At 68.8% G+C, this 23,564-nt stretch carries 25 protein-coding genes and 1 pseudogene; 9 read left to right on the forward strand and 17 right to left on the reverse strand.

Annotation, left to right across the window (positions count from 1 at the left end; genetic code table 11):
- Positions 1–44: 44 nt before the first annotated feature.
- Together AB0B91_RS32245 and AB0B91_RS32250 are read left to right on the forward strand one after the other, a co-directional pair.
- Positions 45–203, forward strand: a pseudogene (locus AB0B91_RS32245) (hypothetical protein); the annotation flags it as partial.
- An 8-nt stretch (positions 204–211) separates the two neighbouring features.
- Positions 212–1,126 carry a DUF4158 domain-containing protein gene (locus AB0B91_RS32250; protein ID WP_358327496.1) on the forward strand — a complete coding sequence of 305 codons (915 nt, stop codon included), beginning with the start codon at positions 212–214 and terminating at the stop codon, positions 1,124–1,126.
- A 375-nt stretch (positions 1,127–1,501) separates the two neighbouring features.
- On the opposite strand, the gene AB0B91_RS32255 is transcribed toward AB0B91_RS32250, so the two are convergent.
- From AB0B91_RS32255 to AB0B91_RS32275, 5 genes are all read right to left on the reverse strand, one after another.
- Positions 1,502–2,407 carry a CPBP family intramembrane glutamic endopeptidase gene (locus AB0B91_RS32255; protein WP_195897281.1) on the reverse strand — a complete coding sequence of 302 codons (906 nt, stop codon included), beginning with the start codon at positions 2,405–2,407 and terminating at the stop codon, positions 1,502–1,504.
- 53 nt (positions 2,408–2,460) lie between these two features.
- The gene (locus AB0B91_RS32260) at positions 2,461–3,024 is read right to left on the reverse strand and encodes a DUF3887 domain-containing protein (RefSeq protein ID WP_358327893.1); all 564 of its coding nucleotides are present in this window, start codon (positions 3,022–3,024) and stop codon (positions 2,461–2,463) included.
- A gap of 118 nt (positions 3,025–3,142) precedes the next feature.
- Positions 3,143–3,610 carry a hypothetical protein gene (locus tag AB0B91_RS32265; RefSeq protein WP_358327499.1) on the reverse strand — a complete coding sequence of 156 codons (468 nt, stop codon included), beginning with the start codon at positions 3,608–3,610 and terminating at the stop codon, positions 3,143–3,145.
- A gap of 417 nt (positions 3,611–4,027) precedes the next feature.
- Positions 4,028–4,840, reverse strand: a complete 813-nt coding sequence (locus AB0B91_RS32270) for a class I SAM-dependent methyltransferase (RefSeq protein WP_358327501.1) — start codon at positions 4,838–4,840, stop codon at positions 4,028–4,030.
- Between the two features lie 12 nt (positions 4,841–4,852).
- Positions 4,853–5,308 carry a transcriptional regulator gene (locus AB0B91_RS32275; protein ID WP_358327503.1) on the reverse strand — a complete coding sequence of 152 codons (456 nt, stop codon included), beginning with the start codon at positions 5,306–5,308 and terminating at the stop codon, positions 4,853–4,855.
- A 482-nt stretch (positions 5,309–5,790) separates the two neighbouring features.
- Here AB0B91_RS32275 and AB0B91_RS32280 point away from each other — a divergent pair, with 482 nt between their 5' ends.
- The 3 genes from AB0B91_RS32280 (at position 5,791) to AB0B91_RS32290 (ending at position 7,085) form a co-directional block, all read left to right on the forward strand.
- Positions 5,791–5,931: a hypothetical protein gene (locus tag AB0B91_RS32280; RefSeq protein WP_358327505.1), complete on the forward strand. Its 141-nt coding sequence runs from the start codon at positions 5,791–5,793 to the stop codon at positions 5,929–5,931.
- 130 nt (positions 5,932–6,061) lie between these two features.
- On the forward strand, positions 6,062–6,256 hold the full coding sequence (locus AB0B91_RS32285; RefSeq protein ID WP_358327507.1) for a hypothetical protein: 195 nt from the start codon (positions 6,062–6,064) through the stop codon (positions 6,254–6,256).
- A 94-nt stretch (positions 6,257–6,350) separates the two neighbouring features.
- Positions 6,351–7,085: an enoyl-CoA hydratase/isomerase family protein gene (locus tag AB0B91_RS32290; RefSeq protein ID WP_358327509.1), complete on the forward strand. Its 735-nt coding sequence runs from the start codon at positions 6,351–6,353 to the stop codon at positions 7,083–7,085.
- A gap of 18 nt (positions 7,086–7,103) precedes the next feature.
- On the opposite strand, the gene AB0B91_RS32295 is transcribed toward AB0B91_RS32290, so the two are convergent.
- The 7 genes from AB0B91_RS32295 to boxC are packed head-to-tail and all read right to left on the reverse strand — an operon-like array spanning position 7,104 to position 13,610.
- On the reverse strand, positions 7,104–7,640 hold the full coding sequence (locus AB0B91_RS32295; protein ID WP_358327511.1) for a DUF6158 family protein: 537 nt from the start codon (positions 7,638–7,640) through the stop codon (positions 7,104–7,106).
- An 11-nt stretch (positions 7,641–7,651) separates the two neighbouring features.
- Entirely contained in the window at positions 7,652–8,179 is a 528-nt protein-coding gene (locus AB0B91_RS32300) for a gamma carbonic anhydrase family protein (protein WP_358327513.1), read from the reverse strand.
- A gap of 3 nt (positions 8,180–8,182) precedes the next feature.
- Positions 8,183–9,052, reverse strand: a complete 870-nt coding sequence (locus tag AB0B91_RS32305; protein WP_358327515.1) for an amidohydrolase family protein — start codon at positions 9,050–9,052, stop codon at positions 8,183–8,185.
- A complete protein-coding gene (fdxA, locus tag AB0B91_RS32310) occupies positions 9,049–9,381 on the reverse strand; it encodes a ferredoxin (protein WP_214633959.1) in 333 nt (110 codons plus the stop codon). The genes AB0B91_RS32305 and fdxA overlap by 4 nt, the downstream gene beginning before the upstream one ends.
- A 16-nt stretch (positions 9,382–9,397) precedes the next feature.
- On the reverse strand, positions 9,398–10,375 hold the full coding sequence (locus AB0B91_RS32315) for an NAD(P)/FAD-dependent oxidoreductase (RefSeq protein ID WP_358327517.1): 978 nt from the start codon (positions 10,373–10,375) through the stop codon (positions 9,398–9,400).
- Positions 10,368–11,924: a benzoate-CoA ligase family protein gene (locus tag AB0B91_RS32320; protein WP_358327519.1), complete on the reverse strand. Its 1,557-nt coding sequence runs from the start codon at positions 11,922–11,924 to the stop codon at positions 10,368–10,370. Before AB0B91_RS32320 ends, AB0B91_RS32315 begins: the two co-directional genes overlap by 8 nt.
- Positions 11,925–11,927: 3 nt before the next feature.
- Positions 11,928–13,610, reverse strand: coding sequence for a 2,3-epoxybenzoyl-CoA dihydrolase (gene boxC, locus AB0B91_RS32325; RefSeq protein WP_358327522.1), 1,683 nt, complete (start codon positions 13,608–13,610; stop codon positions 11,928–11,930).
- Positions 13,611–13,771: 161 nt separating this feature from the next.
- Here boxC and AB0B91_RS32330 point away from each other — a divergent pair, with 161 nt between their 5' ends.
- Positions 13,772–14,653, forward strand: a complete 882-nt coding sequence (locus tag AB0B91_RS32330; protein WP_358327524.1) for a PaaX family transcriptional regulator C-terminal domain-containing protein — start codon at positions 13,772–13,774, stop codon at positions 14,651–14,653.
- Here AB0B91_RS32330 and boxB read toward each other — a convergent pair.
- The 5 genes from boxB to AB0B91_RS32355 all read right to left on the reverse strand — a co-directional run bounded on the left by boxB (position 14,650) and on the right by AB0B91_RS32355 (position 19,466).
- Positions 14,650–16,128, reverse strand: a complete 1,479-nt coding sequence (gene boxB, locus AB0B91_RS32335) for a benzoyl-CoA 2,3-epoxidase subunit BoxB (RefSeq protein ID WP_358327526.1) — start codon at positions 16,126–16,128, stop codon at positions 14,650–14,652. The two genes, AB0B91_RS32330 and boxB, sit on opposite strands and share 4 nt — an antisense overlap.
- Positions 16,129–16,130: 2 nt before the next feature.
- Complete coding sequence (gene paaZ / locus AB0B91_RS32340; RefSeq protein ID WP_358327528.1) at positions 16,131–17,678, reverse strand: phenylacetic acid degradation bifunctional protein PaaZ; 1,548 nt, start codon at positions 17,676–17,678, stop codon at positions 16,131–16,133.
- Positions 17,678–18,562 carry a 3-hydroxyacyl-CoA dehydrogenase family protein gene (locus AB0B91_RS32345; protein ID WP_358327530.1) on the reverse strand — a complete coding sequence of 295 codons (885 nt, stop codon included), beginning with the start codon at positions 18,560–18,562 and terminating at the stop codon, positions 17,678–17,680. Before AB0B91_RS32345 ends, paaZ begins: the two co-directional genes overlap by 1 nt.
- Before the next feature lie 204 nt (positions 18,563–18,766).
- Positions 18,767–18,904, reverse strand: a complete 138-nt coding sequence (locus AB0B91_RS32350; protein ID WP_358327532.1) for a hypothetical protein — start codon at positions 18,902–18,904, stop codon at positions 18,767–18,769.
- A 1-nt stretch (position 18,905) separates the two neighbouring features.
- The gene (locus AB0B91_RS32355) at positions 18,906–19,466 is read right to left on the reverse strand and encodes a hypothetical protein (protein ID WP_358327534.1); all 561 of its coding nucleotides are present in this window, start codon (positions 19,464–19,466) and stop codon (positions 18,906–18,908) included.
- 217 nt (positions 19,467–19,683) lie between these two features.
- Here AB0B91_RS32355 and AB0B91_RS32360 point away from each other — a divergent pair, with 217 nt between their 5' ends.
- From AB0B91_RS32360 to AB0B91_RS32370, 3 genes are all read left to right on the forward strand, one after another.
- Entirely contained in the window at positions 19,684–20,292 is a 609-nt protein-coding gene (locus tag AB0B91_RS32360; RefSeq protein ID WP_358327536.1) for a TetR/AcrR family transcriptional regulator, read from the forward strand.
- Positions 20,293–20,688: 396 nt separating this feature from the next.
- Positions 20,689–21,525, forward strand: a complete 837-nt coding sequence (locus tag AB0B91_RS32365) for an LLM class flavin-dependent oxidoreductase (RefSeq protein ID WP_358327538.1) — start codon at positions 20,689–20,691, stop codon at positions 21,523–21,525.
- Positions 21,526–21,836: 311 nt separating this feature from the next.
- Positions 21,837–23,234: an MFS transporter gene (locus tag AB0B91_RS32370; protein WP_358327540.1), complete on the forward strand. Its 1,398-nt coding sequence runs from the start codon at positions 21,837–21,839 to the stop codon at positions 23,232–23,234.
- Positions 23,235–23,564 lie beyond the last annotated feature (330 nt).

Below are 23,564 nucleotides of genomic sequence, written 5' to 3' on the forward strand. Positions count from 1 at the left end.
CCCGACCTGCGGAAACGTAGGAGTTGACCTCCTGTGGCGGGTTGATGATCACTGCCGCTACGGTCGTTCCGGTTTTGTCCGGTACGGCACGTGGAGTGGTGCGTTGTCAGAGATATTTCACGCCGACGTCGGCTGACGTGGCGTTCGTGAGTCCCGGCGGGCGAGGCCCTGTCGACCGGCTGGGCATGCTGGTCCAGCTCTGCACGCTGCCGTGGCTCGGGTTCGTGCCCGACGATGTGGCCTCGGCACCGCCCGCGGCCGTGGGTCCGGATCGCGGAGCGACTGGGCGTGGCGTCGGCGGCACTGCGGCTGTACGGCCGAGCGTGAGCAGACCCGCTCGGACCATCTGGGCCTGATCGCCAAGCATCTGGAGTGGCAGACCGCCCTGGCGGGCAGCCAGGCGATGACGGAGCTGGAGCAGTTCCTGCTGGACCGGGCGATGGAGCACGACTCGCCCACGCTGCTGTTCAACCTGGCGCGCGAGTACCTGAGGGCGGCCAAGGTGATCCGGCCCGGCGCGCTCATCTTGGCCAAGATGGTCGGCACGGCCCGCAAGGGCGCCTCCGATCTGACCTCGCAGCGGGTGGGCCACCTGCTGACGGCGGAGCTCCGTGCCGATCTGGAGCGGATGCTGGTGGTGGATGCGGGGCTGCGGATGACCCGGCTGGAGTGGCAGGTCAGCCCGGCCCGGGACGCGTCGGCGACCTCGCTGAAGACCGCGATCGACAAGCTGACCTGGCTGCGCGCGATTGACGCCCACCAGATGGATGTGTCGGTGCTGCCGAATGAGCGCCGCCGGTTCCTGGCCCAGGTCGCACGGCGCTCGACCAACCAGGGGCTGGAGCGGCGCAAGGAGCGTAAGTTCCCGATCCTGCTGGCGTTCGTGGCCCAGGCCGCGGTCGACCAGCTGGATGAGGTGGTGGCCCTGTTCGACTTGGAGTATGCCGTAGGCGGCCGTCATGGACTCGGCGTCGAAGGCGGCGGTGCGCCCGCTCCTGATGACGCCGGGCAGGAGCGCGGCCAGATCAGCCGTACGCGGCTGGTGCAGGTCGACCTCGAAGCAGATCGCGCCCTCGTCGAGCTGGTCCGGACGCAACTGCCGGAGCAAGGATGGACGTCCCGCTGACGCGCTGAGAGAGGTTCATCCAGCTTGTTCATCCAGCCGGTTGATAACGATGGAGACCGTCGAAGACCTGTTTTCGGGCGACCTGCCCCTTCGCCGTCGCGTCTTCCGCTGACGTTCAAGGGTCGGCCGGAACTCGATGGTGGTGACGAAGAAGGTGCAGGACTCGGCAGCTCTAGCGTCAAAGAGCGTGATGAGATGCCCGTCAACCTGCCGCGACCTTGAAACCGTCTGCTTGCAGAGAGCGGGAGCACGCTCCCCGCGCTGCAGGAGATTCGTGACCAGGGAAAGATCACTGTCCGGGAGTTAGGGTCCCGTGGGGCAGGGGGCCCAGGGTTTCCTGGTCAGCCTGTGGCTTCAGTGAGACGAGCTTCACGGTCATGGGTGCTTCGCGGAAGCGAACTGTCCCGTGGCGATCAGGATCACGACGAGCGCGAGCGGCACGATCCACCCGCTCCAGCCGAGGATCGTCGCCTGCGTGGTGTCGACGTGCTCGCCGGCCTTGGCGAAGAGGAGGTAGGTCCCGCCCGCCCCATTGAACGCGGCATGCGCGAGGGCCGCGGGCCACACGGACCCCGATCGGAGCCGCAGCCAGCCGAAGACCGCGCCGACCAGGATGCACATGCCGACCATCGCGGTCACGCCGAGCCAGCCCGGCGCATCCGGGTAGTTGTACCCGAGGAGGATGAGCGGAGCGTGCCAAAGGCCCCAGATCACGCCCGAGATCAGGAGGGCTGGGAGTGTACCGAGCGGCATCAGTTTCGGCAGCAGCCACCCTCGCCATCCGAGTTCCTCCCCCAGCGCCGGGATGAGGTTGATGAACGCCGCCAAAGGGAGTGCGGCGAGCTGGATAGCGATGAGCGCGCCGATCGGTATCGGGACTTCGGCCACTCCCGCGGCGCCCGCTTGCTCGTCGAGAACCTGCTGGAACGCGGAGAAGTTCACAAAATCGGCCGGAAAGACACCCAGCAGCGCACCGACCGGGAGCGCCACCAGGACGAGCGCGATGGACACGATGATCCCCACCGCCCCGTAGCCGAGCAGTCTCCGGACCGGTCGTAACGGCCACAGCCCGAGCGTCCACACCTTCTGCTGCGGCCGCTCCACGAAGAACACGACCACAAGGGCGGCGATCGCGGGGGTCATCATCGTGGCGGCGGCCACGACGGTGAACCAGGAGCTGGCGAGTCCGTCACCGAACCAGAGCGGAAGCGCGAGAAGCCAGGCGAGCCCGAACGCCAAGGTGGTGAACACGCCGATGGATCGCAGATCACGGCTGCTCATGCGGGGTCCGCCTCGGGTCATTGCCGTCTTCGATCCGCCCGGAGATTCGATGGTCACGACGTCTGCCTTTCGAGGATGTGCAGACCGGCGATGGTGCGGTCGTCGCGGAACGCGATCCGTGCCGTGTAGTCGCCCGCCTCCAACGAGAGCGGCGTGTTCGTGATCGTCAGGTCGCCGGCCCGGGTGATCTCAGGCTCTCCAAGCCCCTCGAAAGCTCCCGACAGGCCGACGATCTGCGCCCACGCGGCCGCGAGCGCATCCTCCGACAAGCCATCGCGCATGCTCGGATCGAACTGCTCGGTGACACGCGTCCATTGCCCGGATGCGAGGTCCTCGATCACCGAGGCGGCCAGTTCGGCGACGCCGGGTAGCGGCGTGGTGTTCATGGGTTCTCCTGTTCTTGGATCGATCGGTTTGCCATAGCGCTGAAACGCCGCCTGCCGACTCACGCCGAGCGCATCACCGATGACCTGCCACGTGACGCCGTGCTGTCGTGCCTGCTGCACGACAGCACGCACGACGTCATCGGCGGCCGCCTGCATGCTCACGGCGCGCCCTATCGAGTCGGTCCAGTCGTCGCTCCTCGTCAGAACACGTGCGGCGAGGAACGCCTCCATACGTGCTTTCAAGGCCTGCAGCGCCTCCGTCAACGTTTCTTGCATTTGTAAACCATACCTTTACAAATCGGCTGTGCGTCAAGAGGGATTGCTGGGACCATCTGGCTGGAATCGAACGCTAGCGAGCGTTTTCGCAGCTCAGAGCCTTGACCTTCGGACTTCGGGGGTGAGCGGTGTGTCGGACAGCGCGGTGGCCGCTTCCATGAAGCGTGTGACGGCCTGCTGGGCCCAGGGAGATTCTCCGGCGCGGTACGCGGCGAGGAGTTCCCTCTACGAGCCGGGCCCCACTCGCGTGCATGAAGTCCTGAAACGGCTCGGTCACCAGGACTCGGGTCTCCGGTGTGGACCAGATGTCTTGCAGGTAGGTACGGACCGCGTCGCGGAACACCGGGTTTGACACCAGGTCGGCCAGGTCGATCCACGCCTCGAGCTGGGCGGCCGTGGGGTCCGCGGGCAGGACCGGGCGCATCGTCCGCAACCGGTCGACGACGCTCTCGGGGACGTCCAGGTCCTCGCCGACGTCGTTCCAGAAATCGTCGATGGTCTGTTCGCGTTCCTCGTCGGTCATCCAGACGAGCTTGTGCATCAGGTCGGTTTGAGCGGTGCCGCCCTGTTTGATCAGGGTCCTAAGCCTCGTTCAGGTCCGTGGGCTCGATCAGCCCGGTGTCGACGTAGAACCGGACAGCGCTCACGCTCAGGCCGCTGCGTCTCCGATGGGGTACAGCTCGTAGTCGTTCATGGGGCCACTGCGGTACCTCAAGCCGCTCGAGGCGCAAGCCGATTGCCATTGATGTCCTGAGTGCGTAATCAGCTTCCCGCTTCTAACATCTCGGCTGGCACCGTGAGTTGTTCGATCGGCAGGGCCGGTCCAGGGAGCGCGCCACGAGATAGTCCAGCGTTTGTGAGAAGCGGACCTTGGTTTCCGTTTTCTCGCCCCAGCTGTCTTCGGCGGCACGTTCACGAGCTTTAGGACGATGTTTGTCGCCACTGCCGCTGGGGCTGGTCAGAACCGGTAGCGGAGAATGCGCGCTCCCTGTCGCGACAAGGCTGTGCTGTGGGCGGTGAGACGGGTCAGCGCGCGAAGCGGTTGGGGGAACTGGGCTATTTCCGGTGCGCGGGTGAGGATCTGCTCCTCGATCAGTTCGAGGCCGGCGTCCCAGGACTCTGGTTCGTGTGGGTCATCGAAGCCCTGGGCGGCTTTGATGCCGAGTGCCTTGATGGTCGGGTGGTATTTCATGGCCCAGGCGGCGAAGGTGGTATAGCCGTTGAGTGCGAGCTCGCCCGAAGGGAAGTGGCCGGCCAGCGCGCGGGTCATCGTCTGGAAGGAGTCGCCGGGCATGAAGGGCAGCAGCCCCTCGGCGACGATCATCGCTGGCCGGTCACGGGGGATGGCGGTGAGCCAGCTGGATCTGGTGAGGTCTGCCTCGACCAGGTGGGAAGGGCCGGGCAGACATTCGGATCGCAGGTGCACCACTTCCGGGAAGTCGATGTCGTACCAGTCGACGCCCAGCGGGGGATCACAGCGGGACATCCGGGTGTCCAGGCCGCAGCCCAGGTCGAGCACCACGCATTCGGGATGAGCGGCGATGTAGGCGCGAACGACGTCATCCAGCTTCTTGGCGCGCAGTGCCGTGGTGAGGACGAGGTTGGGCTTGAGCTTCAGCTTGCCGAAGTCGTAATCGATTCTGCCGGCCAGGTCGGCGGAGAGCGTGTCGCCGAGGATCGGGCTGGGCAGCCGGGCGTCCAGGGCTCTGGCGTGGAGAGTGAGCAGCAGCGTTTCCTGGATCAGCCCGAGTTTGGGTTGCCAGCGGTGCATGACAGGTTTTCCTTAACGGCGTAGTGGATGGCGGGCTGCGAGGTCCTGCAGCCAGGTCAGGGAGTCGTGGGCGGCCTTGATGCGCTCGGTGCGGTGCCCCTCGCCGCCCGCGATGTCGAGCCCTTCGTCGGCGATCTCGCCGAACGCGCTCAGGCTTTCGAGCTTGCGCTGGATGACCTTCTGCCAGGCGTCGTCTTCGATGCGGTAGTAGGAGGTGCGGTCACCGGGCCTTCTCGCTTTCTTGACCAGGCCGATGGCCGTGAGAAACCGCATGTTCGAGGTGAGCGAGGCCCGGCTGGCCTGGATGACGTCCGCGATCTGGCCGGCGGACTGCTCGGCCGGATCGCAGATCATGAGCCAGCCGAGGATGCGTCCGGTGATGGGCGGTAGCCCCCACTCCTCGACGCAGAAGGCGGCCACCCGTTCTACCCAGCGAAGCAGGCGGTCCCGCTGTTCCTCAGCGCTCATCGTCGCATCCTCCGTTGTTGATCGTGTGCCGGTTCACTGTGCCAACTCCGGGGCGAAGGTGAGCAGGTGCTCGGCCGAGTCGAGGGTCTTCTCGTTGCGGTAGGTGGGAAACAGGCGGGTCGACATGTCCGGGTGTCCTTCACGCTGTCGCCCTCCAGCGTCAGATGCGGCACGCGAGCGCTCTGCCCGCCTTCGTAGCGCCGCTGCCAGTCCTGCTGCAGCTGATCGCGCAGCGCGTGGACACCGGCACGGCCCAGGAGGCGTTCCAGGTAGCGCTATCCGTTCCACAAGCTGGGGCTCTGCACCACAACGCACTTGATGCGCCGATCGAGCACGGCGGCCTGGGCCGCCACCGAGCCGCCGATAGGTCACCCGCGCAGCGGGTGCCGAGGCTGTTGAAGGTCACATGTTCCATGGTTCGCTCCATACAAGAGTGCCAGTTATTTCAAACATGACTGAAATGGCTAGCAATGTCAATCTGAATGGCGGCGTTCAAAGCGAACAAGGAGCGGATGCGCACCCTCAGGGACCTCGGCACTGCGGCGATTGTGCTGCGCGAGGTCTGGCTGAAGATCCGCTCGGTCGCCGATTCCCGACGGCGACATCCGCGCCGCCCTCGATGAGATGGACCTGCCCGCCATCCACGCCGCCGCCGACGTCATCGGCGATATCGCCCGCGAACCCGATGAGGACCGCCTTTACATTGTAGATTAATAACCAGCAGCTGCATGAGGGTCTTGAATAGAGATCTCCATGACGCCGATGGAGCCGGAAGACGTCTCCGCAGGTCGCGACGATGGTGCAGTCGGTTCCACTGGCCAGGGCTTTCTGCTTGGCGGCTTTGGCCTTGATCACGTCCAGGGGCATCCGCAGCGCGACCCGCCTGTTGACCATCCTCCGGCGTCGGATGGCCTCATCACCGTTCAGTGGAATCGGGCCGGTCAGTGACGGCTGCCGCACAAGACGCCCAGGCCAGGATTTAGTCTACAATATCCAGTCGAATCGCATGAAATATGTAGAACGTAAGGAGAGGAAGCGCCCGGTGAGCGACACCCTGAAGATCGAGGACGGGCCGGATCGGGTGCTCGTCCGGATGGACCGGCCGCACGTGCGTAACGCGATCGACGCTGCGATGGTGGCCGATTTGCACGAGGTGTGCGCCGGTCTGGAGAGCCGACCTCGGATCCTTGTGATCACCGGGACCGACGGCGTCTTCGCCGCTGGCGCGGACATTCGGCAGTTGCGGGAGCGCCGCCGTGAGGACGCGTTGGCGGGTATCAACTCCGGCCTGTTCGACCGGATCGCCCGGCTGCCGATGCCCACGATCGCCGCGATCGACGGTCCTGCCCTCGGCGGGGGCGCCGAGCTGGCCTACGCCTGTGACTTCCGCATCGCGACCCCGCGGGCCAGGTTCGGCAATCCAGAGGCCGAGCTCGGCATCATGGCGGCGGCCGGCGCCTGCTGGCGGCTGCGGGAACTGGTCGGCGAGCCCCTCGCCAAGGAGATCCTGCTCGCCGGCCGGGTGATGTTCGCAGCGGAGGCTCTGGCGGTCAGGCTGGTGAACGAACTGGTGCCCGAGGACGAGTTGATGGCCGCGGCGGACCGGCTGGCCGCTCGCATTGCCAAGAACGCACCGCTGGCGCTGCGCCTGACCAAGCTCGCCCTGGCCGCGCCTCCAGGCGCCCACCCCCGCTTCGACGACGTCGCGCAGGCCGTGCTGTTCGAAACCGAGGAGAAGCAGGAGCGTATGACGGCCTTTCTGGAGCGGCGCCGCTGATGCCCGCTCTGCCGGCGGTCAGGCGGGGTCCGCGGTGAGGTGGGCGCGGCCGGCCTCCGTCAGCACCCTGTCGTGTCCTTCGGTGCTGATCAGCGGCGGATGGGCCTTGTAGAGGTCGGCCACCGATGCGCGGTCCAGCCCGACCTCGCGAGCGGCCTGGTGGGCCTCGAGCTTGTGCAGGCGGCCGCCACCGTCGGCGATGCGCCGCAGGAACGCCCGTACCGGGTCGGCTGTGTCCGGGAGGCCATCATGGTGCGGGTCGGGCCGCTTCAGCATCATGGTGAGCTGCTCGATGATGCCGAGCACCGTCTCGCGCCAGGCGTCGGCCGTCACCGTACGGTCCCCTCCGGCGCCGCCCGATCCCTGCCAGGTCCGCTTCGGATGACTGCGCAGGTACTCTCGTTCGAGTTCGAGCATGCGAGTGGTGTGGCGGGCGAACTGCTCGGCGCTGCCGTGCAGGAAGACCCAGTTGCGCGTGGCGTGCGCCTGGGCGCCCTGCTCTTCCAGCTCTTCGTCGCTGAGCTCGGTGGCCGGCCGGCCGTGAATGTCGGTCATGGTCTCTTTCCTCAGCCGTCGAGCCTGCGTAGTTCGTGCCGGTAGCGCGTGGAGTTGGCGAGGTAGTTGTTCACGCCATAGTCGATCCATGCCTTCTGTACGTCGTCCTGCATCGGTCGGGGCCGAGCCGGCACACCTAGGGCCAGGTGGCCCACCGGGATCTCCAGGCCTTCGGGTACGAGCGCCTGGGCACCGACCACCGAGCCGGTGCGGACGACCGCGCGGTTCAGGACGACCGAGCCCGAGCCGACGAGGCAGCGGTCCTCGATGGTGCAGCCTTCGAGGTGGGCGTTGTGCCCGACCACGCAGTCGCTGCCGATCACGGTCGGCCACTGCTCGGTGGTGTGCACGATGGTGCCGTCCTGGATGGAGGTGCGGTCGCCGATCTCGATGCGGCCGAAGTCGGCCCGCAGGACGGCGGCCGGCCAGACCGACGACTCGGCGCCGATGACGACGCTGCCGATGACGACGGCGTCGGGATGGATGTAGGCGTCCGGGTGAATCCGGGGCTCTTGGTCGCCGAGAGCGTAGATGGGCATGGGTCACTCCTGCTTCTGGATCGGAGGCAGACCGGCGTACACGTTCCTGGCGTTCCCCGCGAGGACGGCCGCGGCCACCTCATCCGGCACCAGCCCGGCGACGGCGCGCGCGTTGGCGGCGATGCCGGGCACGCCCGGCCAGTCGGTGCCGAAGATCCATCTGCCGGCAAGGCGGACGAGGTCGAATCTGGCGTAGTACTCGGGCAGCCGTTTGGGTGGCAGGCCGGACAGTTCCAGCCACACGGTGTCGTGGGACAGGGCGAGGAAGGCGGCGGCGTCGTACCACCAGCCGCGTCCGCCGTGCGCGAGCACGACGTTGAGCCTGGGGAAGTCCCGGACGACGGGGATGAGGAAGCGTGGGTCGGCGTTCTCGTTGGCGGCACCGGGGAAGGAACTGGTGCCGCAGTGGACGACGAGCGGGACGCCGCGTTCTTCGAGCACGTGGTACGCCGGGTACAGGGCCGCGTCGTCGCAGCGGAACCCGCCGTGCACGGGATGCAGCTTGAGCGCGGCGGCTCCGAGGTCGAGTTGCCGCCGCACCTCGGCGGCGATCGGGAAGTGCAGGTGCGGGTTGACGTTGGCGACGGGGCGGAACCTGTCGGGGTTGTGCTCGACGATGGGCAGCAGGTCCTCGAACGCCTGCGTGCCGGTGGCCTTGGGGCTGTACTCGCAGAACAGCAGCGCGACGTCCACGCCCTGGGCAGCGAAGATCTCGTCCAGGCGGGCCGGACGCGGCCTGCCCTCACGGTCCCAGGCGTCCTCCATGACGCCGTCCGCGCCGAAGTCGTCGGCCCACCGCCGCCAGGCCGGTTTGACGGTGCCGAGCAGCGGCACGTGGACGTGCGCGTCGATGAGCGGGATGCCGTCGATCACGGCTGGTCCGTGACCATCGAGGTGTCCGTGCCGATGCGGCCCGTCTTGTGCGAGCCCCCGGGCGCGCCGAGCGGCGCGTCGCGTCCCGGCAGGATTTCGGCGAAGAAGCGGCGGTTGTCCTCGACGAACTCGGCGTGCTCGTCGGGGACGCGCCGGTCCTGGCTGATCGCCTCGACGGGACAGACAGGCTCGCAGGCGCCGCAGTCGATGCACTCCTTGGGGTTGATGTAGAGCTTGCGGTCCCCCTCGTAGATGCAGTCGACCGGACACTCCTCGACGCACGACTTGTCCATGACGTCGATGCAGGGCGCGGCGATGACGTACGGCATGCTGAAAGACTCCTGATCAGACGGGGGCGGGTTGGTCGGTGGAGTGCCCCGGGAAGAGCTGGGCGCCGGGATCGAGGTACACGGCGGCGTTGTTGACGGCCGTCGCCACCTCGCCGAAGCCGGTCGCGATCAGGCGGACCTTTCCGTCGTAGTCGGCGATGTCGCCGGCGGCGAAGATACCGGGCACGTTGGTGCGCATCGCCGAGTCGACGACGAGGTGGCGGTTGTCGTGCAGGTCGAGCCCCCATTCGCGGAGCGGGCCGAGGTTGGCGACGAAGCCCAGTGCGGCGACGAGCCGCTGGCACGGGAGGGTCTGCCCGGTGCTCAGCTCGATCCGTTCCAGCCGGTCACCGCCGGTGGTGGCGGTGACCTGCACGTTGGTGATGATCTCGACCGGCGAGGCGGTGAGCTGCGCCATCGAGCCCTGGTGGGCGCGGAAGGCGGCGCGGCGGTGCACCAGCGTGACGCTCCGCGCGACGGGATGGAGCATCAGGACCCAGTCCACGGCGCTGTCGCCACCGCCGACGACGACCACGTCCCGGCCCGCGTACTCCGCACTGTCGGGGACGAAATAGGCCAGGCCCCTGCCGAGGAACTCCTCCCCGGCCGGGAGCGGCCGGGGCGTGAAGGTGCCGATGCCCCCGGTCACGATGACGGCCCCGGCGCTGATGTCGGTTCCGGTGCTGGTCTTCACCTGGAGCCGGCCTTGGGGGGAGCGTTCGAGCCGTTGCGCCTCCTGGCCGAGCAGGTATGCCGGCTCGTACGGCGCCGCCTGCTCGACCAGGTTGGCGATGAGTCGCCGGCCGGAGACGGAGGGGAACCCGGCGATGTCGTAGATCTGTTTCTCCGGATACATGGCGGCGACCTGCCCGCCGACCTGGCTCAGCGAGTCGACGACCGCCGTGCGCAGGCCGCGCGCCCCGGCGTAGTAGGCGCCGAAGAGGCCGACGGGCCCCGCCCCGACGACCAGCACGTCGACGTCGAGATCACTCATGGGCTGCCCCCTCCGCGAGGAGCTCGCGGATCTTGAAGCGCTGGATCTTGCCGGTCGCGGTCTTGGGCAGCCGGTCGAGGAAGACCACCTGCCTGGGGCGTTTGAACGCGGCCAGACCATCGCGGCACCACCGGATGAGCTCCTCGGCGGTGACCTCACCCCGGGCGACGACGCAGGCGACCGGTTTGTCCAGCCCGTGCTCGTCGGCCAGACCGACCACGGCGGCCTCCTCCACCCGAGGGTGCTCCAGCAGGCGGCTCTCGACCTCCACGGGCGAGACCCAGATGCCGCCCGCCTTGAGCTGGTCGTTGCTGCGGCCCAGGCACGTGTAGTAGCCGTCCGGCGAGCGTACGTAGGTGTCGCCGGTGTTGAGCCACTCCCCCGCGAACACGGTGCGGCTGGCCCCGGTCCGCCGCCAGTAGCCCAGGGCGATGGACTCGCCCTTCACGTGCAGGGAACCGGGCTGCCCGTCGGGCATCGGCGACCCGTCCACGTCGCGGATCTCGATGTCGTAGCCGGGTACCGGGCGGCCCGTGGTGCCGGGGCGGATGTCGCCGGGCCGGTTGGACAGGAAGATGTGCAGCGCCTCGGTGGATCCGATGCCGTCGATGATCTCCACGCCGAAGCGGCCGGTGAATCTCTCCTGGAGCGGAGCGGGCAGGGCCTCCCCCGCCGACGCGCCCCGCCGTACCGACGTGAAGGTGTTCTCCGGCAGGTCTGCGGCGAGCAGTGTGGCGTAGAAGGTGGGGACGCCGAAGAACAACGTCGGGTGGTCGGCGGCCATGCGCTCGGCGATCACGGCGGGGGCGGGGCGGCGGGGCTCCAGCACCGTCGCGGCTCCGGCGGAGAGGGGGAAGAACATGGAGTTGCCGATGCCGTAGGCGAAGAAGAGCTTGGCGACGGAGAAGCAGACGTCGTCCGGTTCGATGCCGAGCACCAGGTCGCCGTAGGTCTCGCAGACGTGCCGGATGTTGGCGTGGCGGTGCATCGCGCCCTTGGGGGCGCCGGTGGTGCCGGAGGTGTAGAGCCACAGCGCCCAGGAGTCCTCCACGGTGGTGGCTGGGTCACGCGACTCACCGGCGCCTGCCTTGAGCAGCTCCGCCCAGATCAGTGAGGTGATTCCGGCGGGGGCCGGCAGCGCCGCGTCGCCGTCACACACCAGATGGCGCACCTCGGGCGCCATGGTGAGGGCGTCACTGACCTGGGGCCCGTACTCGGCGCTCGCCACCACCACACTCGCGCCGGAGTCGGTGATGATCGTGCCGAGTTCCTTGGCGCTCAGCATGGTGGAGACCGGAACGGCGACGAACCCGCCGCAGAAGGCCGCGAGAATGCCGGCGAACATGGGCACGTCGTCGTTGGCGACGAACACGACCCGGTCGTCGCGGCGCAGCCCGAGTCCGCGCAGGGCCGCGGTGACGGCTCCGACCAGCTCCGACAGTTCGGCGTAGGTGAGCGTGGCCCCGCCACGTCGCACCGCCACCCGCTCCCCACGGCCCTCCCGCACGTGGCGGTGGACGAGCCACGTACCGGCGTTGAACATGGTCATGCTTCACACCCGCCCGAGGTCGTAGTCGCCCTTGCGGCCGCTGCCGTAGCGGCGCAGGGCACCGTCGGGACCGGAGGCGTTCGGGCGGATGAAGATCCAGTTCTGCCAGGCGGTGAGCCGTCCGAAGATCTTGGTTTCCAGGGTCTCCGGGCCGACGAAGCGGTGGTTGGCCTCCATGCCGGTCAGCGCGTCGGGCGACAGCGAGGCGCGTTCCTCCAGGACGATGCGCAGCTCTTCCTCGAAGTCGATGTCATCCAGGGCCATGGTGACCAGGCCGAGCTCCTGCGCGGCGGCGGCGTCCAGGGGTTCGCCGAGCCTGGCGCGGACGGCGGCGAGGTCCTCGTCGTGGCCCCAGAAGCGGGACTCCACCCGGGACAGGCCGTTGCCCATCGGGTAGTCGCCGTCGTTGGACGGGGTGAGGACGACGGTGGCAGGCTCCGCGTCGTCGTCGCGGTCCTCGTAGACGCCCGCCAGCATGTACTGCCGGTCGGCGGCCAGCGCCAGCTCGGCCAGCAACCCGGCGAAGGAGGTGCCCGGCTCTATGACGGCGATGAGGCTGCGGCTGGTGACGTCGAGGCGCTTGAGCGTGCGCTTGTAGTAGTGGCGGACCTCGTTGACGAACCAGTCGTCCACCGTACGGAGCTGCGCGTCGTAGGCCAGGACACGCTCGGGGTCCCCCGCGGCGCGCAGCACCCAGATGCCGAGATCCAGCTCGTTGGTGCGCAGGTGCAGGATGAGGTCGTCCAGCGCGCGGGTCACGGCGAGCGGCCAGTAGTCGCAGCCCTGGGCGGCGGGCTCGGCGGGTGGTGCGTCGTGGGGGCCGGAGACGGTGATCTCGACGCGGTGGTTCGCCCGGTCGATCCTCGCGGACACGTAGGGATAGGTGATGGCGTCGCCGTCATCCTTGCGGTCGAGCGGCGTCAGGCTCACGCCCGTGGCATCCGACGGCCGCTTGGACGTCGCCGCGGCCTCCTGAGCGCGTCTGGCCACCTCACCGTTCAGGGCGTTGCGCGGCACGGCGGCGTCGACCAGGCCCCACTCGACCGCGATGCGGCCGCGGTAGCCCTCGGACTTGGTGGCGAACAGGTCTGCGCGGTCCTTGCGCACGTGCCGCTTGTCCACGACGCGGGTCAGGCCACCGGTGCCGGGGAGTACGCCGAGCAGCGGCACCTCGGGCAGGGAGACGGCCGAGGACCCGTCGTCGATGAGGACGATCTGGTCGCAGGCGAGCGCGAGCTCGTAGCCACCGCCGGCGGCGGTGCCGTTGAGCGCGGCGATCCAGGTCTGGCCGGAGTGCGCGGTGGCGTCCTCGATGCCGTTGCGGGTCTCGTTGGTGAACTTGCAGAAGTTCACCTTCCAGGCGTGCGTGGACTGGGCGAGCATGCGGATGTTGGCCCCCGCGCAGAACATCCGGTCCAGGCCGCCGGTCATGACGACAGCCCTCACCTCCGGGTGCTCGAAGCGGAGCCGCTGGACGAGGTCGTACAGCTCGATGTCGACACCGAGGTCGTAGGAGTTCATCTTCAGCTCGTAGCCCGGGACGAGGCCCCCGTGCTCGTCGACGCACAACGTGACGGTGGCCACCGCCCCGTCCACCTCGAGCTTCCAGTGGCGGTAGCGGTCCGGGGAGGTGGCGAAGCGGACCACCGGCGGAGCCGGATGCGCGGTTTCAGCGGTGACAGTCAATGTGTGCTCCGTTGAACGAGAGGATGCTCTCAATACTCCACGTTTTCAAAACGTGTCGTCAAGAGTTTGTAGTTTTTGCTGGATCGTCTGGCGTTCCCGTGTCCGCATGCCCGACCTGGCAGAATGCGCGTCATCGACGCGTCGAATGACAGGAGGGCCACGTGACCCCGCGCGAACCGCGCACGGACATCGGTCAGGCGGCGGAGCCCGCCGGGCACGAGCCCGGGAAGACCTCGGCCAGCGCCCGCTCGCTGCTGCTGACGGTTCTCGGTGAGTTCGTCCTGCCGCGCCGGGGCGAGGTCTGGACGGGCACGTTGATCGACGCGCTCGGCGCCCTCGGCGTCGAGGAGAAGTCCGCGCGCCAGGCCTTGTCGCGCACCTGCGCCGAAGGCCTGCTGGCCTCGGTGCGGCACGGCCGCAAGGTGCGCTGGAACCTCACCGAGGCCGGCGAGCGGCTGCTGCGCGAGGGCACCGAGCGGATCTACGGCTTCATGCGCAGGCCGCACGCGTGGGACGGCCGTTGGCTCGTGCTCACCGCCGGCGTGCCGGAGACCCAGCGTCGGCTCCGTCACCGGCTGCGCACCAAGCTCACCTGGCTCGGCCTCGGGTCGCCCTCCCCCACGCTCTGGGTCATTCCCGACGCCTCCAAGGAGGCCGCGGTCCGTGACGTCGTCCGCGAGCTGGACCTCGGCGACCGGGCCCACGCCTGGATCGGCCCGGCGAGCGACATCGGCGACATCACCCAGCTCATCAACGCCGCCTGGGACCTCGACGACGTCGAGAAGCGCTACCTGGACTTCATCGAACGCTTCGAGGGCCGCGTGGTCTCCACCGACCGGGAGGCGTTCGTCCATCAGGTGCTGCTCATCCAGGAATGGCGGCGCTTCCCGTTCCTCGACCCCGACCTGCCCGCCGAGCTGCTCGACCACGACTGGCCGGGGCCCCGGGCGGCGACCGTCTTCCACGACCTGCGCGACCGGTGGCGCAGGCGCGCCCAGGCCGAGTGGGACCTCATGGACTCCGGCGCCGCCACGCGGCACTAGACGAGTCCTTCGTCGGCGAGGTGCACGTAGTCGAACTCGACCGGCTGGTCGTTGATGCCGGTCTTCGGCGGGGCGATCCAGCCGGCGAACTTGCCGTACTCGTACTCGGGCACCATGAGCGCCGCGACCTGCTCGCGGTCCTCGGGCGTGGGCAGCCACTCGGCGGCGCGGGCCTGCCAGGCGGCCTCGTCGACGACATCGCCCTGCGGGGTGACGTGGTGCCCCGCGTACCCGCCGACCTTACGGTTGAAGCCCTCGTGCGGCAGGTACAGCCGCTCCTCCAGCCCGGCGTCCTCCAGCGCCTGGTTCCAGCGGCGCACGCCGTTGGCACAGTCGGCGACGTACTCGTCGCGCAGGTCGAGGTTGAGCGCGCTGAGCATCGGCACGGTCTTGGTCGCGATCCGGCCGTCCTCGATGTAGCGCACCTCGCGGGTCGCGTCGAGGAGCACGTGGTCGTCCTTGCGCCGGGTCTCCATCCAGCGGCCCTTGAGCCCGGAGCTGAAGTAGTTGCCGGCGTTGGTCGACTGCTCGGAGCCGAACAGGTCCATCGAGACCGAGAACTGGAAGTTCAGGTATTTCTGGATGACGTCCAGCGGGATACCGCCGTGCGGGAAGATCTCGGCCGCGCCGTGCTCCTTCATGAGCTCGGCGGTGCGCTCCAGGATCCGCTGCACGCCGGTGGTGCCCACGAACATGTGGTGGGCCTCCTCCTTGAGCATGAACTCACACGTACGGGCGAGGGGGTCGAACGCCGACTCCTTGAGCGTGCCGAGCTGGTACTTGCCGTCGCGGTCGGTGAAGTAGGTGAACATGAAGAACTGCAGCCAGTCGGTGGTCTCCTCGTTGAAAGCGCCGAGGATGCGCGGCGCGTCGAGGTCGCCGGAGTTGCGCTTGAGCAGCTGCTCGGCCTCCTCACGGCCCTCCCTGCCGAAGTAGGCGTGCAGCAGGTAGACCATGGCCCACAGGTGGCGGCCCTCCTCCACGTTGACCTGGAAGAGATTGCGCAGGTCGTAGATGCTGGGCGCGGTGTTGCCGAGGACACGCTGCTGCTCGACCGAGGCCGGCTCGGTGTCACCCTGCACGACGATGAGCCGCATCAGGTCGGCGCGATGCTCGCCGGGCACCTCCTGCCAGGCGGGCTCGCCCTTGTGCTTACCGAAGTTGACCGTGCGGTCGGGGTCGCGCTCGGCCAGGAAGATGCCCCAGCGGTACTCCTCCATGGGGACGTGCTCGAAGTGCGCCCACCCATCGCGGCCCACGGCGACCGCGGTGCGCAGGTAGACGTCCTTGGTCGGCAGGGCGGGACCGAGCTGCCTCCACCAGTCCAGGAACTTGGGCTGCCAGCTCTCCAGCGCACGCTGCAGGCGGCGGTCGCTCGCCAGGTCGACATTGTTGGGGATGCGCTCGCTGTAGTCCACGCGGTTGAGCGGGCCGGAGGGCGTGGGAGCGGCGCCGGTACGGGAGTCGGTGGTCATGGCTACTCCTTGCTGATGATGGTGTCGAGCGTTGCCGGATGGCCCTGGATGGCGGTGCGTTGCAGGTGGGCGTGGACGGCGCGCAGCCCGGCCTCCTCCTCGCCGCCGCCCGCACGGCCGGGCCCTCCGTGAACGAGCTGAGGCATGGGCGTGCCGTGGCCGGTGGACTCGCCCGCGCTGTCGCGGTCGAGCACCAGGATGCGGCCGTGGTAGGCGGCCGCGCCCAGCACCACCTGCCGCACGAAGTCACGGTCGTGTGAGACGACCGAGCCCGCCAGGGAGCCCTCTCCGCGTGCGATCAGCTCGTGAAGCTGTTCGAGGTCGCGATAGGGCAGCAGCGTGCTGACCGGGCCGAACGCCTCCACTTCGTGGGGTTCCGTGCGGCCGGTGTCGTCGGCGCGCAGCAGCAGCGGCGACAGGAACGCGCCGCGCTCGGCGTCGGCTCCGACCACCTCGACCTTGGCCGGGTCGCCCCACACGATCGACCCGGCCGCGGCCAGCCGGGCGACCGCGGCGCGCACGTCGTCACGCTGGGCGAGCCCGACGAGCGCACCCATCGTCACGCCTGGGGCGCCGGGCGCGCCCACGACGACCCGGTCGAGCCTGGCCTCGACCGCCTCTGACACCGCGTCGATGAGCTGCTCCGGGACGAACGCGCGCCGGATGGCGGTGCACTTCTGTCCGGCTTTGACGGTCATCTCGGTGACCAGGGCATCGGCGAACAGGTCGAACTCCGGCTGCCCGGGGACGGCGTCCGGCCCAAGCACGGAGCAGTTCAGCGAGTCGGCCTCGGCGTTGAAGCGCGCCGAGCGGCGCGTGACCGCCGGGTCGGAGCGCAGCCGCGCAGCCGTGGCGGCCGAGCCGGTGAAGCCGATGTGGTCCTGCCCGCCGAGCAGGTCGAACAGGCCGGGGATGCTCCCCGCGACGAGCTGGATCGCACCCGGCGGGAGCGCATCGGCGATGATCCGCACGGCGTGCGCGGCGATGTACGCGGTCGGGGTGGCCGGTTTGACGATGGTGGGCACCCCGGCCAGGAGCGCGGGCGCGAGCTTCTCCAGCATGCCCCAGACGGGGAAGTTGAACGCGTTGATCTGCAGAGCGATCCCGCGGGGCGTGGTGAGGAGGTGACGGCCGGCGAACGTGCCGCCCTTGCCGAGCGGAATCGGGTCGTCCTCGACGATGAGCGTGTGGTCGGGCAGGTTCTTGCGGGCCAGGCTCGCATAGACGAGGGCGGTGCCGATGCCGCCGTCCACGTCAACGGCGGCGTCACTCCTGGTGGCGCCGGCCCGCGCGGACAGGTCGTACAGCTCCTGCCTGCGTTCCTGCAACGTCTGGGCGACTGCCTTGAGCGCGGCGGCCCGCTGCGGGAAGGTCAGCTCGCCGAGCGCGGCCAAGCCGGTACGGCGGGCGTAGGCCACGACGGCGGCGAGGTCGAGCCCTTCGCCGCTGACCCGGGCCACCAGCTGTCCGGTCACCGCGTCGGCGACGGGGACGCCTTCGCCGCGGCCGGCTCGCCAGGACCCTTCCAGGTAGCTCTGCACCGTGTTCATCATTCGCTCCAGTCGTAGAAGCCCTTGCCGGTCTTGCGTCCCAGGTGGCCCTGCTCAACGAGCCGGATCAGCAGGTCCGGTGGGGTGAAACGGGGACCGAGCTCGCTTTCGAGATAGCGGGCGATCCCCAGTCGCACGTCCAGGCCGACGAGGTCGGTCAGGCGCAGCGGGCCGGTCGGGTGGCCGTAGCCGAGAGTCATGGCGGCGTCGATGTCGGCGGGCGAGGCCACCCCGGACTCGACCATGCGGATCGCCTCCAGACCGAGCAGGACACCGAGCCTGCTGCTGGCGAAGCCGGGAGCGTCCCTGACGATCACGGCCGTCTTGCCGAGCGCCTCGACCCAGGCGACGGCGTGCTTCTGGAGGGCCGGTGCGGTGGCGGTCGCGATGACCACCTCGACGAGTTTGCTCGCCGGGACGGGGTTGAAGAAGTGCAGCCCGAGAAGGCGTTCGGGCCTGCCGAGGGCCTCGGCCAGCGTGTCGAGGGAGATGCTGCTGGTGTTGGAGGCGATGGTCGCGTCGGGCGCGATCGCCTCCTCGACGGCTCGCAGCGTCACGAGCTTGAGATCGAGGTTCTCGGGCACCGCCTCGATGACCAGCCCCACGTCCCGCAGTTCGGCGGGACTGGTGACGATGGCCAGCCGGGTGAGTATCTCGTCGGTGTTCGTGACCAGGCCGCGCCGTGCGCTGTCCGCCATCGCTCGGGCCACCCGGTCACGGGCGCCGGCCGCGGCCTGCTCGTCGCGTTCGACCAGCGTGACCGCGCTTCCGGCCAGCAGCAGGGCGTGGGCGATGCCGGCGCCCATGCGGCCGCCGCCCACCACGCCTGCCAGCCCTGGGAGTGCGGAACTCTCAGGAGGTGCTTCTCGCTTCTCCGTGTACACGCTCCTCAAAATGCCACACTTTTATTGTGATTCGGAAGACTTGTGTAGCAAGTTCTTGTGTTCCCATGCGAGGCGAAGGAATTCCGGCGGCCCAGCGCCGCGGCCGCGTCGAGACCGCCGGTCACCGCCTCGCGCGCCCGACAACTGACGCGCCGCCCGCAACGCCGCCGCGCTGCGCAGCAATGCCTTGGCCGGCATGCAGCCTCAGCAGGAGCATTCCCCGCTGACGAGCTCGCGCTCGACGATGGCGGCGCTGAGCCCGCCCTGCACCACCCGGTCGGCGACGTTCTCCCCAACCGGGCCGACCTTGAGGACGACGACGTCGTAAGTGTTGCCGTCCATGTCAGTTTCCCTTCGCGGCGCGGCCGAGACGGAAGGCCGAGATGAGGAAGAAGATGCCGCCGGGGATGGCGTAGCCGGCCGCGTTGATCAGCGTCGGGCTGTCCGCGGAGGCGCCGACGATGAACGACGCACCGGCGAGTACGGAGATGCCGCCGCTGATGATCATCGGCCACTGGCCGCCCATCTTGCGGCGGGTGACGCCCACGATCAGCTGGACCAGCCCGGCCACGACCGCCCAGGCGCCCCACACGCGCAACGCCGCCGGGATACCGGATGCGCAGGCGATGGCCACGCCGATGGCGGTGATCAGACTGACCGCGATGTTCACGTACAGCAGGGCAGGTGATCCGGTGGTGCGCGACGCGCGGGCGTCGATGATGGCGGCGGCCACGTCGAACAGCGGGTAGAGCACGAGCAGAGCGACCGCGAGCGGACCCAGGTTCGAGGCGGTCGTGAACATCACGAGGGCCCAGACGATGGCGAACGCGAACCGGACGAAGTACAGCCGCCGCAGTGCGGACGCGGTCCCGGAAATATCGGGCGAAGCAGCGATAGTGCTCATGATGATCCTTTCGGTGGATGAGCGATGTGGAGAGCGGTTCAGCGCGGCCCGTGGTCGGGCTTCTCCATCAGGTGGGCGCCCAGCGATGGCCTGGTCCTGCCTGCTGACCAGGTACCAGGATGGCCCCGAGTAGACCGAACGTTCTGTCGCGGCACAGCATGGCAACCTGCGGCGAAGTCTGTCAAGACCGAACGTTCTATCCGCTAGGGTGGTGGGTATGTCCAGCCAATCCGTAGGTCGGCCGTCCGAAGCGCGGTCCCGGCTGCTCAACACGGCCACCCGGCTCTTCTACGCGGAAGGCATCCACGTCGTCGGCATCGATCGCATCGTCGCCGAAGCGCAGGTGACGCGGGCCACCCTCTACCGGCACTTCCCCGGCAAGGAAGACCTTGTCCTCGCCTACTTGAACGAGGTCGACCAGGCCATGCGGGGTCAGGCGGACGAGGCCGTCGCCGCCGGGCTACCGGCCGCCGACACCATCCGGGCCCTCAGCAACTCCATCGCCCAAAGCATCCAGTCCCCCGGCTTCCGGGGATGCGCCTTCCTCAACGCTGCCGCCGAGTATCCCGACCCCGAGTCCCCGGTGCGCAAGGCCGTGCTCGCCCACCGCCAATGGTTCCTGGAAACCGTCACGGAACTGCTGACGCAGATCCAGGAGACCGGCGCCGAGCCCGCCGCCCGCCACTTCGTGATGATGCGCGACGGCGCCATGGCCGCCGGCTGCCTGTTCGACCCGGCGCTGATCTGCGAGACCTTCCAGCACGGAGTCGAGAGGCTTCTGCAGGTTTATGCCGCCACCGACTACAGCGGACCGGCGGGCGCCTGAAAGCGCGGGCCTCCGCTCAGGAATGAAGCGGTCGAGCCCCTGCCGGCGGTTGCCGGCCGGATCCCACGGTGCGGCGGCGGTATTTTCCGCACAGCCGTTCTGGCTGACCTGGTGGGAGACCTCGACGCCGTTGGGGCGCCGCTTGGTGCCGCTGGTGCAGGTCACCAGCGCGGTCGTGCGTTCGTCAGGTTCGGGAGGCCGCCAATCGCTGTCGCCGGTGGCCAGGGGCTCCTCGTACCCGATCGTCCGTCGAGAGCCAATTGCTGAAATGTGGCTCTTAAACAACTGCCAGTCCCGGCTCCATGGTTGCCGTGGGGTCGAGAGCGCGCCAGGCAGCCGACCTCCACCATCTCGGACCGGCCGCCTCTGCCGGAGTGGCTGGCCGAGGATGACATCGTGAGCGGAGGAGGACTGGTGCAGGCAGCCACCGTCCTCGCCGCCACAACGCGGATCCGCGTCGGCGTGGGACTGCTGCCGGCCGCCGCCCGCAACGTGGCCTTCGCCGCGATGGAGATCGCAAGCCTCGCTCAGCTGCATCCCAACCGCATCGACATCGCCGTCGGCCACGGCATGCCGTCCTGGATGCGCAGCGTCGGCGCATGGCCCAAAAGCCCCCTCACCCTTCTGACCGAGTACATCACCCTCCTGAAGTCCCTGCTGATCGGCAAACTCGTTCATCACGACGGGCGGTACGTACGCATCGACGGAATGCGACTGCACGAGAGCGCCGCACCGGCGGCAGCCCCTGCGGTCCTGGCCGGCGTGCGCGGCCCCAAGTCCCTGGCCCTGTCCGGTCACGTGGCTGACGGCACACTCCTCGCGGAACCGGTGACACCCGCCTACGTACGAGAAGCTCTCCGGCAGATCGCCCCCACCCGCCCTCACTGTCTGGTCGCCTACAACATCGCGGCAGTCGATGACGACGCCTCTGCCGCACTGGCAGCTGTCCGCCCAGCCCTCGAAGTGGTCGGCGAAATGGACTGGCGCCCCCACATCGCCCCGCTGCCCTTCCACGACGATCTTGTCACCCTTCGCTCGCGCTGCGACGGCCCTCAGGAGTTCGCCCACGCCCTGCCAGACGAGTGGGTACGTCAGCTCGCCGTGGCAGGCACGCCGCAGCAGGCGCGGTCCAGGTTGGCGGACTTGTTCGACGCAGGCGTCACCAGCGCCGTCCTCACGCCGGTAGGCACGGACTACCTGGTGTCACTGGATTCGCTGGCGGCGGTCCTGTGAGCGATCCACCAACACCAACTCGTCATATTCCGCGGGCCCCGGCGGCTGGTGAGGACCTGCGCCCGCAGCGGCACCTTGATCTGAACCCTTCCTGAAGCCGCTGGAGGAATTCGTGTCGGCGATGTGGGCGTCGTCTGTGCGGTGACACGCTAGTGGGCGCGTTCACGAGTACGGCCGTGACCTCGGCCACCCACCTGGCCCCCGAGTCAACGATCGTGAAGGAGGGTTGTCATTTACCTCACACTCAGCTAGAACCGGATTTTAGAAATTGCTTCTAGCTTGTTCCCGGCGGTACAGCGGAGGAGAGTGCGATGGCCGAGGTCGTTGCGGAGCGGCGTCGGCGCCTTGGAACGCCGCTGGGCCGGGGAATCAGCGCGAAGGACCTCGCCCCCTACGGGTGGGCGCCCCTGGTGGTTCTGTTCCTGGTCGGGTTGGTCGACCGGATCGAGGCCAACCTCCTGTCCGGAGTGCTGCCGCTGCTCCAGCGAGAGTGGGGAATCAGCGACACGGCCGCCGGGGCCATTCCCACAGCGGCCGCGGCCGCCGCGGCGGCCGTCGCCCTGCCCGCCGGATACCTGGCCGACCGTTACAACCGCACCCGCATCATCGCCATTGTCGTCTTCTGCTGGGGCCTGACGACCCTCGGCTCGGGACTGGCCACCGGGTTCGCCATGTTCTTCGCGATGCGCGTACTCCTCGCGGCGGCGGAGAACATCGACAATCCCGCCTCGGGCAGCCTGCTGGCTGACTACTATCCCCCGCTCACCCGCGCCAAGGCCTACGGTCTGGTGCGCATCACCACCTACCTCGGCGGGATCGGCACCGCGCTCGGCGGCGTGCTGGGCCAGGCCATGGGCTGGCGTGCCACGTTCATGTTCATGGCGATTCCGGGTGTGCTCACGGCACTGGTCGTCTGGTGGCTCAGGGAGCCGGCGCGCGGCTTCCTCGACCGGGTGATCGCCCATGGCTCCGATCAGCCGCAGCCCGTGCCCGAAGCCGCCGGGCCGCGTCCGGAGCAGGTGACGCATCTCGCCGCCAGGCTGACCGGCCGCCTGCGGTTCGGCAGGCAGTTCCGCGAGGTCCTGAAGATCCCCACCCTCACCATGGTCTGCGTCGGGCTGATGGCACTCACCCTCGGCCTGGCCGGGATCGCGTTCTGGATGCCCAGCCTCATGGTCAGGAACTACGGAGTCAGCGCCGGGGCCGCAGCTTCGCTGTCCGGCATGATCAGCGTCATCGGCGTCGTGGGCGGCACACTCATCGGGGCGTGGCTCGGCCGCCGCATGCACGCCACCCGCAGGGGCGGCAGGCTCCTGGTCGGCGGCACCGGCATCACGCTGGGCTCGCTGGCCCAGGCCGTGGCCCTCTCCATGGATTCGCTGACCTCGCTCGTCGCTCTGCTGCTGGTCTCGTCGCTGCTCTCGGCGACGGCCATCCCCAACATGACCGCCTCCCTCGCCGACGTGGTCGGCGCCGACTCGCGCGGGCTCGGCTTCGCGGTGCTCCAGCTGCTCATCACGGCGGGCGCCGCGTTCGGGCCGCTGCTGGTGGGAATCTCCTCCGACCGCAGCGGGTCGCTGGTGACGGCCATGTACGTCCTGATCGTGCCGATGGTGCTCGGCGGCCTGCTGTGCCTGGCGGCGCGAGGCTTCTTCGAGCGCGACGCCCAACGGGTCCTGGACGCCGCCCGCGAAGAGGTCAGCGACTAACGTGATCGGGGCTGGGAGTGGGATGCTGTCAGTCGTCGCGCTGAAGACGTGGATTCAGCCGCCGCCATGTCCGTTTCCAGAGCCGCCGGACTCATGGCCGCAGCCGGACGCGCTTGCGCCCACCCGCTTCACCCTGACCGAGGACCTGCCAGGTCAGTGGACCAGGACCGGCACTCCGTGGCGGCGGCCAACGGTTGGGCGCCAATGAGGCCGGGCGTGGTGCCGATCACGCTGGCCCAGACCGTGCGCCCGCCGTCTCCGGCGCCTCCTCACCGACCGACTCCGCGCCGAGGGAGGACCTGGTTGCCCAGCACAACGGCCCAGGCTTTC

Source organism: Nonomuraea sp. NPDC049141 (assembly GCF_040648415.1).
In the GTDB taxonomy this organism is placed as follows: Bacteria; Actinomycetota; Actinomycetes; order Streptosporangiales; family Streptosporangiaceae; genus Nonomuraea.

Excerpts from the sequence above, each read along its gene's own strand:
- boxB (WP_358327526.1), bottom strand. The coding sequence starts at position 16,128 with ATGACCACCGACTCCCGTACCGGCGCCGCTCCCACGCCCTCCGGCCCG.
- AB0B91_RS32265 (WP_358327499.1), bottom strand. The coding sequence starts at position 3,610 with ATGCACAAGCTCGTCTGGATGACCGACGAGGAACGCGAACAGACCATC.
- AB0B91_RS32315 (WP_358327517.1), bottom strand. The coding sequence starts at position 10,375 with ATGAGTGATCTCGACGTCGACGTGCTGGTCGTCGGGGCGGGGCCCGTC.
- AB0B91_RS32275 (WP_358327503.1), bottom strand. The coding sequence starts at position 5,308 with ATGAGCGCTGAGGAACAGCGGGACCGCCTGCTTCGCTGGGTAGAACGG.
- fdxA (WP_214633959.1), bottom strand. The coding sequence starts at position 9,381 with ATGCCGTACGTCATCGCCGCGCCCTGCATCGACGTCATGGACAAGTCG.
- AB0B91_RS32360 (WP_358327536.1), top strand. The coding sequence starts at position 19,684 with ATGTCCAGCCAATCCGTAGGTCGGCCGTCCGAAGCGCGGTCCCGGCTG.
- AB0B91_RS32270 (WP_358327501.1), bottom strand. The coding sequence starts at position 4,840 with ATGCACCGCTGGCAACCCAAACTCGGGCTGATCCAGGAAACGCTGCTG.
- AB0B91_RS32260 (WP_358327893.1), bottom strand. The coding sequence starts at position 3,024 with ATGGAGGCGTTCCTCGCCGCACGTGTTCTGACGAGGAGCGACGACTGG.
- AB0B91_RS32255 (WP_195897281.1), bottom strand. The coding sequence starts at position 2,407 with ATGAGCAGCCGTGATCTGCGATCCATCGGCGTGTTCACCACCTTGGCG.
- AB0B91_RS32285 (WP_358327507.1), top strand. The coding sequence starts at position 6,062 with ATGACGCCGATGGAGCCGGAAGACGTCTCCGCAGGTCGCGACGATGGT.
- AB0B91_RS32355 (WP_358327534.1), bottom strand. The coding sequence starts at position 19,466 with ATGAGCACTATCGCTGCTTCGCCCGATATTTCCGGGACCGCGTCCGCA.
- AB0B91_RS32370 (WP_358327540.1), top strand. The coding sequence starts at position 21,837 with ATGGCCGAGGTCGTTGCGGAGCGGCGTCGGCGCCTTGGAACGCCGCTG.
- AB0B91_RS32295 (WP_358327511.1), bottom strand. The coding sequence starts at position 7,640 with ATGACCGACATTCACGGCCGGCCGGCCACCGAGCTCAGCGACGAAGAG.
- paaZ (WP_358327528.1), bottom strand. The coding sequence starts at position 17,678 with ATGAACACGGTGCAGAGCTACCTGGAAGGGTCCTGGCGAGCCGGCCGC.
- AB0B91_RS32350 (WP_358327532.1), bottom strand. The coding sequence starts at position 18,904 with ATGGACGGCAACACTTACGACGTCGTCGTCCTCAAGGTCGGCCCGGTT.
- AB0B91_RS32280 (WP_358327505.1), top strand. The coding sequence starts at position 5,791 with ATGGCGGCGTTCAAAGCGAACAAGGAGCGGATGCGCACCCTCAGGGAC.
- AB0B91_RS32300 (WP_358327513.1), bottom strand. The coding sequence starts at position 8,179 with ATGCCCATCTACGCTCTCGGCGACCAAGAGCCCCGGATTCACCCGGAC.
- AB0B91_RS32320 (WP_358327519.1), bottom strand. The coding sequence starts at position 11,924 with ATGACCATGTTCAACGCCGGTACGTGGCTCGTCCACCGCCACGTGCGG.